Below are 15066 nucleotides of genomic sequence, written 5' to 3' on the forward strand. Positions count from 1 at the left end.
GGTCGTCTAGTCTATGAAAAAGATATATGGGGTAATGGGAGATCCAATTGCACATTCGATGTCCCCGGACATTCATAATGATGCATTTGAAAAAGAAAATATAGAAGCGGTTTATCATCATTTTCATGTGACGAAAGAAGGTTTGAACGATGCCGTGAAAGGCATGAAAGCCCTTGGTATAGAAGGGTTTAACATCACGATTCCTCATAAGACTTCAATCATCCCTTTCCTTGATGAGGTGGATGAACTGGCCCTGGCAATCGGGGCTGTAAATACGGTTGTTAACAAAAATGGTCGGTTTATAGGGTATAATACAGACGGAAAAGGATTTTTCAAATCTTTATGCGATGAAATATCAGGTGACATTAAGGCTAAAAAAACGTTAGTGATCGGAGCGGGCGGTGCTGCGCGTGCGATTTATTTTACTCTTGTTAAAGAAGGGGTAAAACAAGTTGATATTGCAAACCGGACAAAGGAAAGAGCGGCCCAGCTTGTTTCTGATTGCCCATATGATAAAGTATCGAAGGCACTCTCGATTATCGAAGCGGAAGAAAGCTTATCACAATATGATTTAATCATCCAAACGACTTCTTCTGGAATGAGTCCGGAATTGGACCATTCACCGTTGAAGGTCGACCAGCTTAAAACCGGTGCAATCGTCAGTGATATCATCTATAACCCTCTGCAAACCAAGCTGCTGCTTGAAGCGCGGGAAAAAGGGGCGGAAACGCAAAATGGTCTGGGGATGTTCATCAACCAGGCTGCGCTTGCATTTGAGATATGGACAGGCGTTATGCCGGATACAGCAAGAATGACAGAGATTGTCTTGAACAAACTAGGAGGTAACACATGTTAACAGGAAAACAGAAAAGATTTTTACGATCAAAGGCCCATCACCTCAATCCAATTTTTCAAGTTGGTAAAGGCGGGGTCAATGATAATCTCATCAAGCAAATTGGTGAGGCGCTTGAAGTACGTGAATTAATAAAGGTCAGCATCCTGCAAAACTGTGAAGAGGACCGCAATGATGTGGGACGTTCTTTATCAAAAGGTGCAAGAGCGGAATTGGTTCAGATTATCGGCAACACAATTGTGCTGTATAAAGAATCAAGAGAAAACAAACAACTTAAATTACCTTAAGGAACCTATCTATGAAAAAAATTGGAATTCTTGGCGGTACATTCAATCCTCCACATATTGGGCATTTAATAATAGCGAATGAAGTGTTGGATGCCCTTGAGCTAGATGAAATTAGATTCATGCCAAATCATGTTCCTCCCCATAAAGAAAAATCGGAGGAAGTAACCGATATGGACAGGCTGGCTATGTTGGAAAACGCGATAGCCGGAAACCCATCTTTTTATATTGAAGGTATTGAAATAGAAAGAAAAGGCACATCTTATACGTATGATACGATAAAATTGCTGAAAGAACTTGAGCCAACCAATGAGTTCTATTTCATAATTGGCGCAGATATGATTGAGTATTTACCGAATTGGCACCGTATTGACGAGCTGGTGGACATGGTCAATTTCGTTGGGGTGAAGCGCCCCGGTTATAATGAAAAGACCCTATACCCAATCACGATGGTGAAAGTCCCTCAGATGTTCATTTCCTCTTCCATGATACGGAGGAAGCTAAGAACGGGGAAAACCGTGAAATATTTAATAGCAGATCCAGTGGTGAAGTATATTAAAGGGAATGGTTTATATGAATCGTGAGAAAGCATTGGTGCTGGTCAAAGAACAAATTACCGAGCGCCGGTACATTCATACCTTGGGCGTAGTCGGATCAGCGATTGAACTTGCTGAACTGTATGGTGCCGACGTCAAAAAAGCAGAATTGGCAGCCATTTTCCATGATTATGCAAAATTTCGTCCAAAAGAGGAAATGAAGCAAATAATAATCGCTGAAAAAATGGCGCCGGAGTTACTTGATTATGATATGGAGCTGTGGCATGCTCCAGTCGGGGCTTTTCTCGTGAAAAAGGAAGCGGGTATCACTGACGTAGAAATATTGGATGCGATTGCCTATCACACGTCTGGCAGGGTTGGCATGAGCCTTTTGGATAAGGTCATATACCTTGCTGACTATATTGAGCCGGGACGTTCTTTTCCTGGAGTCGACGAAGTCAGGCTGACAGCAAAGCGAAATTTGGATCATGCTGTCATTCAGGCTTTAAGGAATACAGTTGTTTTTTTAATGAAAAGAAATCAGGCAATTTACCCTGACACATTTAAGACATATAATGATTTGATCATGAATTTGAAGGAGAAGATGTAATGACTGAACGTGAACTTCTTGTAATTGCAGCAAAAGCGGCAGATGATAAAAGAGCGGAGGATATCGTAGCATTGAATATGCAAGGTATTTCCCTTGTAGCGGATTACTTTTTGATCTGCCACGGTAATTCTGAAAAACAAGTACAAGCAATAGCTCGTGAAATGAAGAGCAAAGCTGATGAATCAGGAATCAATGTAAAACGTCTTGAAGGTTTTGACGAAGCGAAATGGGTGCTTGTGGATCTTGGTGATGTAGTAGCCCACATCTTCCATAAGGATGAAAGAAACTATTATAACCTTGAACGTTTATGGGGAGATGCACCTTTTGAAGATCTAGAGAGTGAACTGACTCCATGACTTATGAACGCTTTGCCTATGTATACGATGAATTGATGAAGGACGCACCCTATGAAAAATGGCTGTTAATCCTTACGGCGAAGCTGGAACAGTACGGAATTGGTGGGAGGAAAGTCCTGGATTTAGCTTGTGGAACCGGGGAAATGACCGTTGAATTGGCACAACACGGATTTGAAGTCACCGGCGTGGATTTATCTGATGAAATGCTTCTTGTTGCCAATGAAAAAGCGGTGAGGCTTGGATTATCGATTCCACTTTTCCAACAGAATATGGCAGAACTCGAGGGACTTGGTCAATTTGACTGTGTCACGATTTTTTGTGATTCGCTGAACTACCTTCGCGACGAGGCGGATATAGTAAAAACGTTCAGCAGGGTTCATGAGCATTTAAAGGATGGCGGATTATTCTTGTTCGATATCCATTCGATTTATAAAATGGAAAAAATCTTTCATGATAATACGTTTGCTGTCAATGATGAGGAAGTATCCTATATATGGGACTGTTTCCCGGGGGAAGAACCTTACAGTGTGGAACATGATTTAAGTTTTTTCGTGAGGGACGATGAAAGTGGTCTGTACGACCGTTTTGATGAGTTGCATTATCAACGGACCTATCCGGTTGAACAATACAAAAAGTGGTTGAAGGAAGCAGGTTTTACGGTTTCTGAAATACTGGCGGATCTTGAAGAAGCACCGCTTGTAACGGAAACCGAAAGAATCTTGTTTGTAGCCAGTAAATGAAAGAAGAGGTCAAGATCCCCGTTCGTACATCCCTGTACGAGTGAAGGTCTGACCTCTTCTTTTTTTTATTTTTAGAAGGAAATGAGATATATGTTACGAATATTAATAAGGATGGCCGAACTGCTTCTCAACTTCGTGAAGATCCTCTGCAAACTTTTCATGTGTCGCTTGAAAAAGATGATGGAACATTTCCCCGGTTTCAGCTTCTAAAACCTTGATCCCCTCACCCGTGATTCCACCCTTTACACAAACCTTTTCCTGCAAGGTCGGCAATGTATAAACTCCTTTACCAAGCAGTTCCCCTAAGCCAACCAGCATGTTTTCAGTCAAAGTCGTAGCGGTTTCTTTATCTATCTTCGTCGTTTGGCAAGCCGCGTCAATAAAAGCTTGTGCTAAATAGCTGAAGAAGGCAGGACCGCAGCTGACGATATCGGAAGCTACCCGTGTAATATCATTTTCAATAATGACCGGTGCCGATATGGCGGAGGCCAAATCAAATAAAGCTGACATTTTCTCCTTACTGCAGCTCTCGCTGAAACTCAGTAACGATACTCCTGAACCCACACGGTTCGTTATGCTCGGTATAAAACGGGCACAGGGGGCATTCACTGCCGATTCAAGCTGGGAGACTGAAACAGGGCTTGTGATGGAAATAACCAGCTGATCCCTTTTTATATGATGTTTGATTCCCTGCAACAGGCTATCTATTTGTAATGGTTTTACACAGATAAAAATAAAGTCCGCTTGCTGGACGATTTCGGAAGCGCTCTCCGCAACCCCGATACCAGGGTGTTTTTCTTTCAGCGTCAATGCTTTGGAAATTGTTCGATTAGTAATGATTAGATCAGCCGGATTCAATATTTTTGCCTCCAGCCACGCCTCGATTAAAATGGTCCCCATATTGCCGGTTCCGATTACACCGATTTTCTTCAATGCCGATCAACTCCTCTCACTTAAGCGATTGATTCTCCTAGAAACCCTATGTATTTTTAATCTGTCCTATGACAATGTATTGTGCGAAAACTAGCAAGGAGGAAAATGAATGGAAAAAATTTTAAAAAAGAAAATGGCGATGATTACCGTTGCGTTGGTATCTGGGGCAGCAGGAATTTACTTTTTTTTGCAACAAGGGAAAGGTCCGGTTGATACGGAAGATATATTTGCTGTTACGGCAAATGAAGATAAAATCGAACAAAGTGAAAATGAAACGCCTGCCGAACCAGTAATCATTAAAGTGGATGTTAAAGGAGCGGTGCAGGCCCCAGGCTTATTTACGGCCCAGGCAGGTGACCGGGTAATCGATTTGATCACAGATGCGGGCAGTTTTACGGACAAGGCCGATAAGGATAAAGTGAACTTTGCCCAAATCGTTGAAGACCAAATGGTCATCTATGTACCGGAAATAGGTGAAGAAGACAAGGGAATCTTGGAGGATATACAAGTCGGTCCGCCTGGTAATGCCGCCGCTAAGGGGCCGTCAGGGAGACAGATGAACTTGAATACAGCTACGCAGGAAGATTTGGAAACACTGACGGGAATTGGACCATCCAAAGCGATTGCGATCCTGGAATACAGGGAAAAAGTGGGGAAATTCAAGCAGGTAGATGAATTGAAGAAGGTATCGGGAATCGGCGATAAAACGTTTGAAAAGTTACAGGATTCCATTTCGGTGCAATGAATGATTGAATTTGCTACACAAATGGACAGGAAGAGGGTAAAATTGAAGAAAATCATTCTAGGGAGTAAGGGGATACAACATGAACAGGATTAGTTGGGATCAATATTTCATGGCGCAAAGCCATTTATTAGCTTTAAGAAGCACATGTACACGACTCGCTGTAGGAGCGACGATCGTCCGGGATAACCGGATCATTGCGGGAGGATATAATGGGTCCATTGCAGGAGGGACGCACTGTATTGATGATGGCTGTTATGTAATTGATAATCATTGTGTCAGAACGATACATGCTGAAATGAATGCACTTTTACAATGTGCGAAATTTGGAGTGCCAGCTGATGGGGCAGAAATATATGTGACACATTTTCCATGTCTTCAGTGCTGTAAATCACTCATCCAAGCTGGAATCAAAGCTGTTTATTATGCGGAGGATTACAAAAACCATCCATATGCCCTGGAGTTATTTAAACAGGCTGGTGTCAAGACAGAAAAGGTCGAAGCGAAAGGGGCCATAGATGTTAATGGAAAAGAGAAAAAGGACTTTGTGTTCTCGTTGCTAGCTCAACTTGAACGAACAGGTCTGGGAAAAGAAGCTGTATTGGAGCTGGAAAAGCAGGCCAAACAGATATTTGACAATTAAATAGGATGGGGGGCAGGCATGGCTAGACACCTTATCTTATTAGCCGTTTCGGCCACATTTGGGGTTTCGGCCCATTCATTTTTACATGTAGGGCAGCTGATCATTATCCTTATTTTTCTCTGTTTCCTTTATTTATCGGTCGGGTTGAGCGTAAAGGCCCTTAGCGTTCATTTAGTGATCATGGGGATTTTCTTAGGGGCTGCCTCTTTCTCCGATCACCGGAACAACTCTGTATATCATGGAACGGAAAGTCGATTCATCATCACATTTACCGATCCACCGAATATTGATGGAAATTCATTAAAAGGATTCGTTGGCAGTGAGAAAGGCGAGCGGCTAATGCTTCGTTATAACATCACCACCGAACAAGAAAAAGCAAAGCTTAGCCAGCTTCTGCGAATCGGTTTATCATGTCCGGCCGAAGGGAATTTGCAAGTTCCTGACAAAAACAGGAATGAAAACAGTTTCGATTACCAGCGTTATCTTTTGCGACAAGGCACCCATTGGATATTTAAAGCTGATTCCATTTCATTTCGAGAATGCCAAGAGGTTGGAAACTCGATTGTCGTTTCGATTCGTAATTTGCGAATGAAGGGAGTTGGGTATATTAGTGAACACTTTCCGGAAGAATCGAGCGGTTTTGTCAAAGCTCTCATATTCGGCGACCAGACAGATATAGATGAAGTCGACCTTACTAATTATCAGCGGTTGGGTCTGGTTCATTTACTGGCGATTTCCGGTCTTCATGTAAGTTTTTTAACGGGAATGTTATTTTATCTTGGCATCAGGGTTGGAATTACAAGGGAAAATATGATGGTGGCCATTCTGATTTTCCTTCCAATTTACATGATACTTTCAGGTGCTAGCCCATCAGTGGTTAGATCGTGTTTAATGGCTATGCTTTTCTTTTTACTCCTGCTGTTCAAAAAGCGAATCTCGGCGGGTGCCACAATTGCATCGGTTTACATGGCACTGTTGTTTTTTAAGCCTAATATGCTCTATGATATAGGCTTTCAGCTTTCATTCGCAGTCACTTTCTCCATTATCATGTCTTCAAGCATTTTCTTACAATACCCGCAAAAAACGATGCAGCTATTTATCATCAGTTCCATATCCCAATTGGCTGCCCTTCCCATTTTACTTTTTCACTTTTTTGAAGTATCTTTTCTTGGCGTGTTCTTGAACGTATTGTATATTCCTCTTTATTCCATCATCTTGCTGCCATTTTCACTGATTACCCTTTTCATTCATTTATTGCTACCTTCCCTGGGGCAACCCCTCATATCAATTTTGAACTTCACTTTCATGCTCTCTAATAAAGCCGCGGATGCGGTATCGGATTTGCCCCTTGCATCCATTACGTTTGGAAAACCGCCTTTCATCATGATGACATTACTTGTTATTTCCCTTTTAGGGTTATACCTGACTTGGGATGAATCTTTTGAAAAATGTAAAATCTGGTGCGGAATCATGATTGTCCTTTTGCTTTTTCAATATAATTTACAAAGGTTCTCACCTTTTGGTGAAGTACAGATAATCGATGTTGGACAAGGTGACTCCATTTTAATTATCCTGCCGTTCAATCGCGGTAATTATCTGATTGATACGGGAGGGCAAATTACATTTCCAATCGAAACATGGGCAAAAAGGAGAAAGAAATTCAATACGGCGGATGATATCATTATTCCATTATTGAAAAGTAAGGGAATCCAGCACTTGGACAAACTGATTTTAACTCATGCAGATTCAGATCATATGGGAAGTGCAAAGGAATTAATTGAAAATTTCAAGGTGAGGGAGATTGTTATTGGAGGCTGGAGTGAAGAGCATTATCGGGATTTGGATTTTGTGTCCATTGCAAGAGTTAAAAAGATTAAAATGACGGTTACGAAGAGGGGGGATCATTGGGCAGTGGGCGAAGCTGCGTTTTCCGTGCTAAGTCCATATGAAAAAAAAGAGGATAAGAATGATTCCTCGATAGTTCTATTAGCAAAGCTTGGGGGATTGTCATGGCTATTGACTGGAGATATGGGAGAAGAGGGGGAAAGGGAACTGTTAAGCACATTTCCGCAGCTGCAGGCGGATATCTTGAAGGTTGGTCACCATGGCAGTAAAACATCTTCTTCCACGCCCTTCCTTGAACAGCTACAGTCGAAAGCTGCGCTTATTTCAGTTGGAAAGGATAATCGCTACGGTCACCCTCATGGAGACGTAATTGGAAATCTGGAGGGAAATGGCATTAAGGTGTTCAGGACGGATGAGGATGGAGCTATTATTTACAAGTATTATAAAAGTAAAGGAACCTTTCGGAAGACTCTTCCATAGTATGTAGAAAATCAATAAGAAAGAGACTGCAACGGCAGCCTCCTTCAGGAAAAATAAGTGCATGTAGTAAATGAAATCAGGATCCGACAGCTTTAATGACGACAGCTATGGTGAACATGGCGGCGAAAAATACAAAAGAACCGATGAATCCCATAGCGGAATCAGCGACGTCATCTGTTTTTGATTGGACATTCTTTTCGAATTCGTTCATTGTTTACCCCTCCTATTTCTGCTAATAGTATAAAACATTACCAAAAAAAAATCTACAGGCTACACTTCTTCATTTCCTTTACTGACAAGAGTTGTCACAAATAGTTTGGGATTTTGAGGTCAAAATAAAAGTACAAACAAAGCAAGCCAAAAAGCAAAGCTCGATTTTTGAATTCTACATGAATACTTTACCCGCTTTCAAGGGAGATTACCCGGGCCTTTCTTGAAAGTGTTCATATAGATCCGGAATTAGCCCTTTAGAGGGCTAGTTCCCTTTATAGCTTGTCAAATGGTCCATCCACCTATACCATTAGAGAAGAATACATAAAAAAGAGGCGGATTCTATTGGTATTAGACGTATGGAAAAGTATAAAAAAAGGGCAATTCGCGCCAGTATACATGTTATATGGAACGGAGGCCTATCTAATTAATGAAACGAAGCAGCTATTGATCGAGAATGTCCTTCACGAAGATGAGATGGATTTTAACTTTTCTCAATTTGATTTGGAAGAGACGCCTGTTGAAACAGCGCTTGAAGATGTTGAAACCCTCCCGTTTATCGGGGAAAGGCGTCTTGTTTTCATGCAAAACCCATTTTTTCTGACAGCTGAAAAAACGAAGTCAAGAGTTGAACATAATGTGAAAAGGCTTGAAGCCTATTTGGCTGATCCCGTTCCTTATTCTATTGTCGTGTTGACCGCACCTTATGAGAAACTGGATGAACGGAAAAAAATCACCAAGGAACTGAAGCGTAAGGCGGTTCTCGTTGAGGCAAAGAAGCTTGGTGACCATGAATTAAAGGGGTGGGTGAAGGAGCGGGTCGCAGCCTCTTCCGTCCAAATAGATGAACAAGCTACAGAGCTTTTACTTGAACTTGCAGGAACGAATCTGATGATGCTAACAAATGAATTGGATAAAATGGTGCTTTATGCTGAAGCTGATAAACACATTACGGTCGAGGTAGTGGAAAAGCTGGTCGCTAAATCCCTTGAGCAGAATATCTTCACGCTTGTTGACCATGTTTTGCAGCGGAAGATGGAGAGTGCCATGACGATTTTACACGATCTTCTCAGGCAGAATGAAGAGCCGATCAAGATATTGAGTGTTATGGCGGGACAGGTCAGGTTAATGTATCAGGTGAAAGAGCTTTCACGTCAAGGCTATAGCCAGCAAAAAATTGCAGGACAACTGAAGGTGCACCCTTACAGGGTAAAGCTGGCACTTGAAAAGACGGGAAAATTCCAGGAACGCGAGCTGTTGAGCATCATGAACGACTTAGCGGAGGCGGATTATAAAATGAAGACTGGACAGGCAGATAAGGCGATAACACTTGAATTGCTGCTCTTGAAAATTAGATGAAAATTAGATGATAAAAAAGGTGGCAGAAACCCTGTCACCTTTTTTGAACAAAAAAACACGCACAAAAAAAACGATCCAATTGGATCGTTTAATTTTTTGTCATTATGCGTTAAGAGCGTTAAGTCTTTTCGCTAAACGAGATTTTTTACGGGCTGCCGCATTTTTATGGATTAATCCTTTAGATGCAGCTTTGTCTAATTTCACAGCAGCTGTTAATAGAGCTTCTTTAGCAGCTTCAACGTTTTCACCAGCTAATGCAACTTCAGCATTTTTCACTGTAGTACGCATAGTTGATCTAACAGTAATGTTATGAACGCGTTTTTTGTCGTTAATTTTTACACGTTTAATAGCAGATTTAATGTTTGGCATTCCGTTCACCTCCTACAAAGAAATCGAGATTATATGAACTCGACTTTTCAAATCCATATCAAATAGCACAAGTGATATTCTATCAGACTGCTCATAAATATGCAATACTTCAGATTGAGAATCGAAAAGGAATTATAATTTCAGGAATAAATTCATCTCGTCATGGTTCATTGTACCAAAAAAATGAATAATAAAAAAGCAAAAACGACAGAATGTTTAAGAGAGACTATGGAAATTACTAGATTAGATATCAATTCAAACATCAGGAGGCCGTTATGGAAAATAATTTGGACCTTAGAGAATACGGAATTCGAACAGATTTGGCGATTGAAGCAAAGGAAATTGCCCTTGAACATAAAGGTGTTGTTGAGGAAGTGGATGTATCCCGAATCGAAGGGGTCATTATTAAGGAAAAAGAAGTGGATGATCTGAAGGTATCCTTAGTCGAGGTCACGGCTGAGGGGGAAAAAGAAATCGGTAAAAAAAAGGGCAGCTACTTGACCATCGAAGTCCAGGGGATCCGCCAGCAGGATACGGATACCCAGCAGCGGGTGGAAAAGGTGTTTGCCAACGAACTGGCTTACTTCTTGCAACGGAATAAAATCACCAAAGAAAGCAGTTGTTTAGTTGTCGGACTTGGTAATTGGAATGTTACTCCCGATGCTCTAGGGCCTGCTGTCGTTGAGAATCTTGTAGTCACGAGGCATTTGTTCGAATTGCAGCCGGAGTCCGTCAAGGAAGGCTATCGCCCGGTCAGTGCGATTTCCCCTGGTGTGATGGGGATTACGGGAATCGAGACGAGTGACATCATAAAAGGGGTCATCGAAAAAAGTAACCCTGATTTCCTGATCGTCGTTGATGCCTTGGCTGCCCGTTCGATCGACCGTGTGAATTCAACGATTCAAATTACGGATACAGGCATCCATCCAGGTTCTGGTGTGGGAAATAAACGAAAAGAATTGAGTCAGGAAACACTGGGAGTTCCTGTTATAGCTATTGGAATACCAACCGTAGTAGATGCCGTATCCATTGCCAGTGATACGATTGATTATATATTGAAGCATTTTGGCAAGGAATTGAATGAAGGGGACAGACCATCACGTTCATTGGCACCCGCTGGATTCAGTTTTGGAAAACGTACAAAGCTGACCGAAGAGGATATGCCAGGCGAAAAGGAACGCCAAACCTTCTTGGGGATGATAGGTGTCCTCCCTGATGAAGAGAAACGGAAATTGATATATGAGGTGCTGTCACCGCTTGGCCAAAATTTAATGGTTACACCGAAGGAAGTGGATGTTTTCATTGAGGATATGGCCAATTTGATAGCCAATGGGTTAAATGCAGCGCTGCATCATTCAATAAATCAAGAAAATACCGGTTACTATACCCGTTAAATCATTTTAAGTGCCCAAAAATGGTGTTCTACCCTTTCTAGCAAAGTCATAGGTATTAATAGACAAGCTATAGAGAGGGTGGAAGAATGAAAAGAAGAAATTCGCCAGGAATCATAACAGCCATTCACGGATCAACAATAATAAAAACTTTTCTAGGTATTCTCGCCTTGCTTCTTTTTGTTTTTTCAGTCAGCGGGGTCATGACTTCCCTAAGACCGGAATATCGGATATCCTCGAATTCCGTACATACCGTTGCGAACCAATTTTCAGGAAAAATGCTGTTCGCGATGCTGGCAAATGAAAATCATTATTTTTTTAATGCCCTGCCAGAAGGTAAGCAGGAATCGGTGATCACGAATCAATTGATAAAAGTCTCGACTAACATTTCATTTGAGGACCCGCGAAGTTTACTTGGCCGCGAACTTCCTGGCTTCTCGATTTTTGATAATGAAATCCTCGTGGCTGGGGAGGGGACGAATTATACGAATATGCCGTATGAATCCTCACCGCCAGTAGACGTCCTGAATGAAGAAAGGGATGCATCCCTGCAAAACCTGGATGAGATTGAAGAACCGGAAAAAGGAGTGGCCAATCAGCCGAATCAAACGACCAATGGCCGGAAAGTGGTCGAGATTTATCATAGCCATAACCGGGAATCGTACCTTCCTTATTTAAAAGGCGTGACCAATCCGGATCTGGCCTACCATTCTAAAATCAATATTACGAAACTCGGGAAAAGGATGGTTGAAGATCTGGCTGATAAGGGGATTGGTTCCTCGCTCGATAAAACGGATATCATGGGAAATCTCAATAATAAAGGATTGAATTATACCAAATCCTATCAAGAATCCCGAAAGTCAGTCCAGACGGCATTGGCCACTAACAAAGATTTGGAATATCTGATTGATATCCATCGCGATGCAAAGCGGAAAAAAGATACGACAATTACGATCAAAGGTAAAGAGTATGCCAAAATCGCCTTCGTGATCGGGGGCAATAATCCGAACTATGAAAAAAATGCCGCACTTGCCAATAAGCTTCATATAGCTTTGGAGAAAAAATACCCAGGGATTTCACGCGGGCTTATGAAACAGGGCGGAACTAGACATAATGGTATATATAATCAGGATTTGTCAGGCAATGCCATGCTCATTGAAATTGGCGGTGTTGATAATACATTCGAGGAAATGTACTTAACCGTTGATGCCTTTAGCGATGCTTTCAGCGAATTTTATTGGGATGCCAAGGCAGTGGATAAAACGACTGGGGAATCGGAAGCGAAGTAATTGAAAGGAGTTCTCTATCATGGTTCGATTTTGGTTGAAATGTACAGGGATTGTACTCGTATTATTTTTAGGTGTCCTTATTGGGATGCAGCAAGCGAACGATGGGATGAAAAAAATGAAGGGGTATGAGGATCCCTCTTTGAATAGTGCATTCATCATTAACCAATCGGACAAAGGGGAGATGGAAGCGGATATCCTTGGACAAAAAGTAACAAGTCATGATTTGGAGACGAAAAAAGAAAAGCTTGAAGAAATGAAAGCATTCAACTTTTTCTCTTCGATCGGCAAAGCACTTGGAGATACCATATCAGGGGCCTTCCAAGCACTTATCGATATGATTTAGGTGTGGAATAAGTTGAGTGTGCCCTATCCAAAGGCTGCATCCGAATCCGGAATGCAGCCTTTTTTTATGCTTTGCCCTGTAATGATGCTTCTTTTGTAACTATTCTGTTGAATCTTGCATTTTCTATTGATATAATAAAAAATAGTGTATTGTGTCGACTAGTGGGAGTGAACGTCATGAATAGAGAAGAAAAATTAAAAAGACAATCAAAGATTCGTAACTTTTCCATCATCGCTCATATTGATCATGGTAAATCTACATTGGCGGATCGTATCATTGAAAAAACGAACGCCATGACTCAGCGTGAAATGAAGAGTCAACTGTTGGATTCCATGGATTTAGAGCGTGAGCGTGGAATTACGATTAAATTGAATGCGATTCAATTGAAATATAATGCGAAAGATGGCGAAGAATATATTTTCCATCTTATTGATACACCGGGACATGTCGATTTTACGTATGAAGTGTCACGAAGCCTTGCAGCTTGTGAAGGGGCTGTCCTTGTTGTCGATGCGGCACAGGGTATTGAGGCCCAAACGCTTGCAAACGTGTATTTAGCTTTGGACAACAATCTGGAAATCATTCCGGTCATCAATAAAATTGATTTGCCGAGTGCCGATCCGGAACGGGTACGTGGAGAAATCGAGGAAGTAATCGGGTTGGATGCTTCCGATGCAGTTTTGGCTTCAGCTAAAGCGGGAATCGGAATCGAGGAGATTTTGGAGCAGGTCGTTGAATTGGTCCCAGCTCCACAGGGAGATCCCGATGCCCCGTTCAAGGCGCTTATTTTCGATTCACTGTTTGATGCGTACCGCGGTGTGGTTGCTTATATCCGTGTTGTTGAAGGTTCCATTAAAGTGGGCGACAAAATCAAAATGATGTCCACGGGCAAGGAATTTGATGTAACCGAATTGGGTGTCTTCAATCCAAAGACCCAGCTGTTGGATGAACTGAACGTCGGTGATGTAGGTTTCCTTACGGCAGCCATTAAAAACGTTGGTGATACGACTGTTGGTGATACGATTACCAGTGCCGTGAATAGTGCGACAGAACCATTGCCGGGCTACCGGAAGATGAATCCGATGGTATATTGCGGTCTATACCCAATTGACGCATCGAAATTCAATGATTTACGGGATGCGTTAGAGAAATTGGAATTGAACGATTCAGCGCTGCAGTTCGAAGCGGAATCATCGCAAGCATTGGGCTTCGGTTTCCGTTGCGGATTCCTCGGACTCCTTCATATGGAAATTATCCAGGAACGGATTGAACGTGAATTCAAAATTGATCTGATCACAACTGCGCCGAGTGTTATTTATGATGTGATCCAAACAGACGGAACGGTCCTGAAAGTAGATAACCCGTCTAATATGCCAGATGCTCAAAAGATTGAACGGGTCGAGGAGCCGTACGTCAAAGCGACGATGATGGCACCGACGGAGTTCGTCGGAACGATCATGGAAATCTGTCAAAATAAACGCGGCAACTTCATTGATATGGAATATATCGATGAGACCCGTGTGAGCATTCATTATGAAATACCTTTATCGGAAATCGTGTATGATTTCTTCGATCAATTGAAATCCAATACAAGAGGCTATGCTTCATTCGATTATGAGTTGATTGGCTACAAACCGTCCAAGCTTGTGAAGATGGATATCTTACTGAATGCTGAAACTGTCGATGCTTTAAGTTTCATCGTTCATAAGGACTTTGCCTATGAACGCGGTAAAGTCATTGTTGAAAAATTGAAGAAATTGATTCCAAGACAACAATTCGAAGTGCCGATCCAAGCGGCAATCGGGCAAAAAATCGTGGCCCGTTCTTCGATTAGTGCAATGCGCAAAAACGTATTGGCTAAATGTTACGGCGGCGATATTTCCCGTAAACGTAAGTTGCTCGAAAAACAGAAAGAAGGTAAAAAGCGGATGAAACAGGTAGGTTCCGTTGAAGTGCCGCAAGAAGCTTTCATGGCTGTTTTGAAAATGGATGATACGACACCAAAAAAATAAATAAAATAAACGATAGATAGAAAAAAGAGGGTAGAGGAGATCTAGCCTCTTTTTCTATCGACTCATTCGAT

General features: G+C 41.9%; 17 protein-coding genes. 14 read left to right on the plus strand and 3 right to left on the minus strand.

Annotation, left to right across the window (positions count from 1 at the left end):
• Positions 1 to 13 precede the first annotated feature (13 nt).
• The 6 genes from aroE to ACFX4X_RS02985 are packed head-to-tail and all read left to right on the plus strand — an operon-like array spanning position 14 to position 3379.
• Positions 14 to 856 carry a shikimate dehydrogenase gene (gene aroE / locus ACFX4X_RS02960; RefSeq protein WP_089361562.1) on the plus strand — a complete coding sequence of 281 codons (843 nt, stop codon included), beginning with the start codon at positions 14 to 16 and terminating at the stop codon, positions 854 to 856.
• Positions 850 to 1140 carry a ribosome assembly RNA-binding protein YhbY gene (gene yhbY, locus ACFX4X_RS02965; RefSeq protein WP_061464130.1) on the plus strand — a complete coding sequence of 97 codons (291 nt, stop codon included), beginning with the start codon at positions 850 to 852 and terminating at the stop codon, positions 1138 to 1140. The genes aroE and yhbY overlap by 7 nt, the downstream gene beginning before the upstream one ends.
• Positions 1141 to 1151: 11 nt before the next feature.
• Positions 1152 to 1721, plus strand: coding sequence for a nicotinate-nucleotide adenylyltransferase (locus tag ACFX4X_RS02970; protein WP_125160708.1), 570 nt, complete (start codon positions 1152 to 1154; stop codon positions 1719 to 1721).
• Positions 1711 to 2283 (plus strand): bis(5'-nucleosyl)-tetraphosphatase (symmetrical) YqeK, encoded by a 573-nt coding sequence (gene yqeK, locus ACFX4X_RS02975; protein WP_089361560.1) that lies wholly within the window; start codon positions 1711 to 1713, stop codon positions 2281 to 2283. The genes ACFX4X_RS02970 and yqeK overlap by 11 nt, the downstream gene beginning before the upstream one ends.
• Positions 2283 to 2639 carry a ribosome silencing factor gene (gene rsfS / locus ACFX4X_RS02980; protein ID WP_057218744.1) on the plus strand — a complete coding sequence of 119 codons (357 nt, stop codon included), beginning with the start codon at positions 2283 to 2285 and terminating at the stop codon, positions 2637 to 2639. The genes yqeK and rsfS overlap by 1 nt, the downstream gene beginning before the upstream one ends.
• Positions 2636 to 3379: a class I SAM-dependent DNA methyltransferase gene (locus ACFX4X_RS02985; RefSeq protein ID WP_125160706.1), complete on the plus strand. Its 744-nt coding sequence runs from the start codon at positions 2636 to 2638 to the stop codon at positions 3377 to 3379. The genes rsfS and ACFX4X_RS02985 overlap by 4 nt, the downstream gene beginning before the upstream one ends.
• A gap of 102 nt (positions 3380 to 3481) precedes the next feature.
• On the opposite strand, the gene comER is transcribed toward ACFX4X_RS02985, so the two are convergent.
• Positions 3482 to 4312, minus strand: coding sequence for a late competence protein ComER (comER, locus tag ACFX4X_RS02990; RefSeq protein ID WP_377381445.1), 831 nt, complete (start codon positions 4310 to 4312; stop codon positions 3482 to 3484).
• Between the two features lie 109 nt (positions 4313 to 4421).
• Between comER and ACFX4X_RS02995 the strand changes: the two genes are divergently transcribed.
• The 3 genes from ACFX4X_RS02995 (at position 4422) to ACFX4X_RS03005 (ending at position 8022) form a co-directional block, all read left to right on the plus strand.
• Positions 4422 to 5057 carry a helix-hairpin-helix domain-containing protein gene (locus ACFX4X_RS02995; protein ID WP_377381449.1) on the plus strand — a complete coding sequence of 212 codons (636 nt, stop codon included), beginning with the start codon at positions 4422 to 4424 and terminating at the stop codon, positions 5055 to 5057.
• A 79-nt stretch (positions 5058 to 5136) separates the two neighbouring features.
• Entirely contained in the window at positions 5137 to 5697 is a 561-nt protein-coding gene (locus ACFX4X_RS03000; protein WP_089361557.1) for a ComE operon protein 2, read from the plus strand.
• A gap of 18 nt (positions 5698 to 5715) precedes the next feature.
• Entirely contained in the window at positions 5716 to 8022 is a 2307-nt protein-coding gene (locus tag ACFX4X_RS03005; protein WP_377381453.1) for a DNA internalization-related competence protein ComEC/Rec2, read from the plus strand.
• A 76-nt stretch (positions 8023 to 8098) separates the two neighbouring features.
• On the opposite strand, the gene ACFX4X_RS03010 is transcribed toward ACFX4X_RS03005, so the two are convergent.
• On the minus strand, positions 8099 to 8233 hold the full coding sequence (locus tag ACFX4X_RS03010; protein ID WP_081108861.1) for a YqzM family protein: 135 nt from the start codon (positions 8231 to 8233) through the stop codon (positions 8099 to 8101).
• A 344-nt stretch (positions 8234 to 8577) separates the two neighbouring features.
• Here ACFX4X_RS03010 and holA point away from each other — a divergent pair, with 344 nt between their 5' ends.
• Entirely contained in the window at positions 8578 to 9591 is a 1014-nt protein-coding gene (holA, locus tag ACFX4X_RS03015) for a DNA polymerase III subunit delta (RefSeq protein WP_089361555.1), read from the plus strand.
• Positions 9592 to 9693: 102 nt separating this feature from the next.
• On the opposite strand, the gene rpsT is transcribed toward holA, so the two are convergent.
• Positions 9694 to 9960, minus strand: coding sequence for a 30S ribosomal protein S20 (gene rpsT, locus ACFX4X_RS03020; protein WP_034308554.1), 267 nt, complete (start codon positions 9958 to 9960; stop codon positions 9694 to 9696).
• A 275-nt stretch (positions 9961 to 10235) separates the two neighbouring features.
• Between rpsT and gpr the strand changes: the two genes are divergently transcribed.
• From gpr to lepA, 4 genes are all read left to right on the plus strand, one after another.
• A complete protein-coding gene (gene gpr / locus ACFX4X_RS03025; RefSeq protein WP_284470195.1) occupies positions 10236 to 11354 on the plus strand; it encodes a GPR endopeptidase in 1119 nt (372 codons plus the stop codon).
• Between the two features lie 86 nt (positions 11355 to 11440).
• Positions 11441 to 12640, plus strand: coding sequence for a stage II sporulation protein P (spoIIP, locus tag ACFX4X_RS03030; protein WP_061464121.1), 1200 nt, complete (start codon positions 11441 to 11443; stop codon positions 12638 to 12640).
• A 19-nt stretch (positions 12641 to 12659) separates the two neighbouring features.
• Entirely contained in the window at positions 12660 to 12983 is a 324-nt protein-coding gene (locus tag ACFX4X_RS03035; protein WP_061464120.1) for a YqxA family protein, read from the plus strand.
• 176 nt (positions 12984 to 13159) lie between these two features.
• Positions 13160 to 14995, plus strand: coding sequence for a translation elongation factor 4 (gene lepA / locus ACFX4X_RS03040; protein ID WP_061464119.1), 1836 nt, complete (start codon positions 13160 to 13162; stop codon positions 14993 to 14995).
• Positions 14996 to 15066 lie beyond the last annotated feature (71 nt).

Origin of the sequence: Peribacillus sp. YIM B13481 (genome assembly GCF_042787985.1) — a bacterium.
Taxonomy (GTDB): Bacteria; Bacillota; Bacilli; order Bacillales; family DSM-1321; genus Peribacillus; species Peribacillus simplex_A.

Bases quoted from the DNA above. Each gene is read 5' to 3' on its own strand.
- aroE (WP_089361562.1), top strand. From the start codon at position 14: ATGAAAAAGATATATGGGGTAATGGGAGATCCAATTGCACATTCGATG.
- yhbY (WP_061464130.1), top strand. From the start codon at position 850: ATGTTAACAGGAAAACAGAAAAGATTTTTACGATCAAAGGCCCATCAC.
- ACFX4X_RS02970 (WP_125160708.1), top strand. From the start codon at position 1,152: ATGAAAAAAATTGGAATTCTTGGCGGTACATTCAATCCTCCACATATT.
- yqeK (WP_089361560.1), top strand. From the start codon at position 1,711: ATGAATCGTGAGAAAGCATTGGTGCTGGTCAAAGAACAAATTACCGAG.
- rsfS (WP_057218744.1), top strand. From the start codon at position 2,283: ATGACTGAACGTGAACTTCTTGTAATTGCAGCAAAAGCGGCAGATGAT.
- ACFX4X_RS02985 (WP_125160706.1), top strand. From the start codon at position 2,636: ATGACTTATGAACGCTTTGCCTATGTATACGATGAATTGATGAAGGAC.
- ACFX4X_RS02995 (WP_377381449.1), top strand. From the start codon at position 4,422: ATGGAAAAAATTTTAAAAAAGAAAATGGCGATGATTACCGTTGCGTTG.
- ACFX4X_RS03000 (WP_089361557.1), top strand. From the start codon at position 5,137: ATGAACAGGATTAGTTGGGATCAATATTTCATGGCGCAAAGCCATTTA.
- ACFX4X_RS03005 (WP_377381453.1), top strand. From the start codon at position 5,716: ATGGCTAGACACCTTATCTTATTAGCCGTTTCGGCCACATTTGGGGTT.
- ACFX4X_RS03010 (WP_081108861.1), bottom strand. From the start codon at position 8,233: ATGAACGAATTCGAAAAGAATGTCCAATCAAAAACAGATGACGTCGCT.
- rpsT (WP_034308554.1), bottom strand. From the start codon at position 9,960: ATGCCAAACATTAAATCTGCTATTAAACGTGTAAAAATTAACGACAAA.
- gpr (WP_284470195.1), top strand. From the start codon at position 10,236: ATGGAAAATAATTTGGACCTTAGAGAATACGGAATTCGAACAGATTTG.
- spoIIP (WP_061464121.1), top strand. From the start codon at position 11,441: ATGAAAAGAAGAAATTCGCCAGGAATCATAACAGCCATTCACGGATCA.
- ACFX4X_RS03035 (WP_061464120.1), top strand. From the start codon at position 12,660: ATGGTTCGATTTTGGTTGAAATGTACAGGGATTGTACTCGTATTATTT.
- lepA (WP_061464119.1), top strand. From the start codon at position 13,160: ATGAATAGAGAAGAAAAATTAAAAAGACAATCAAAGATTCGTAACTTT.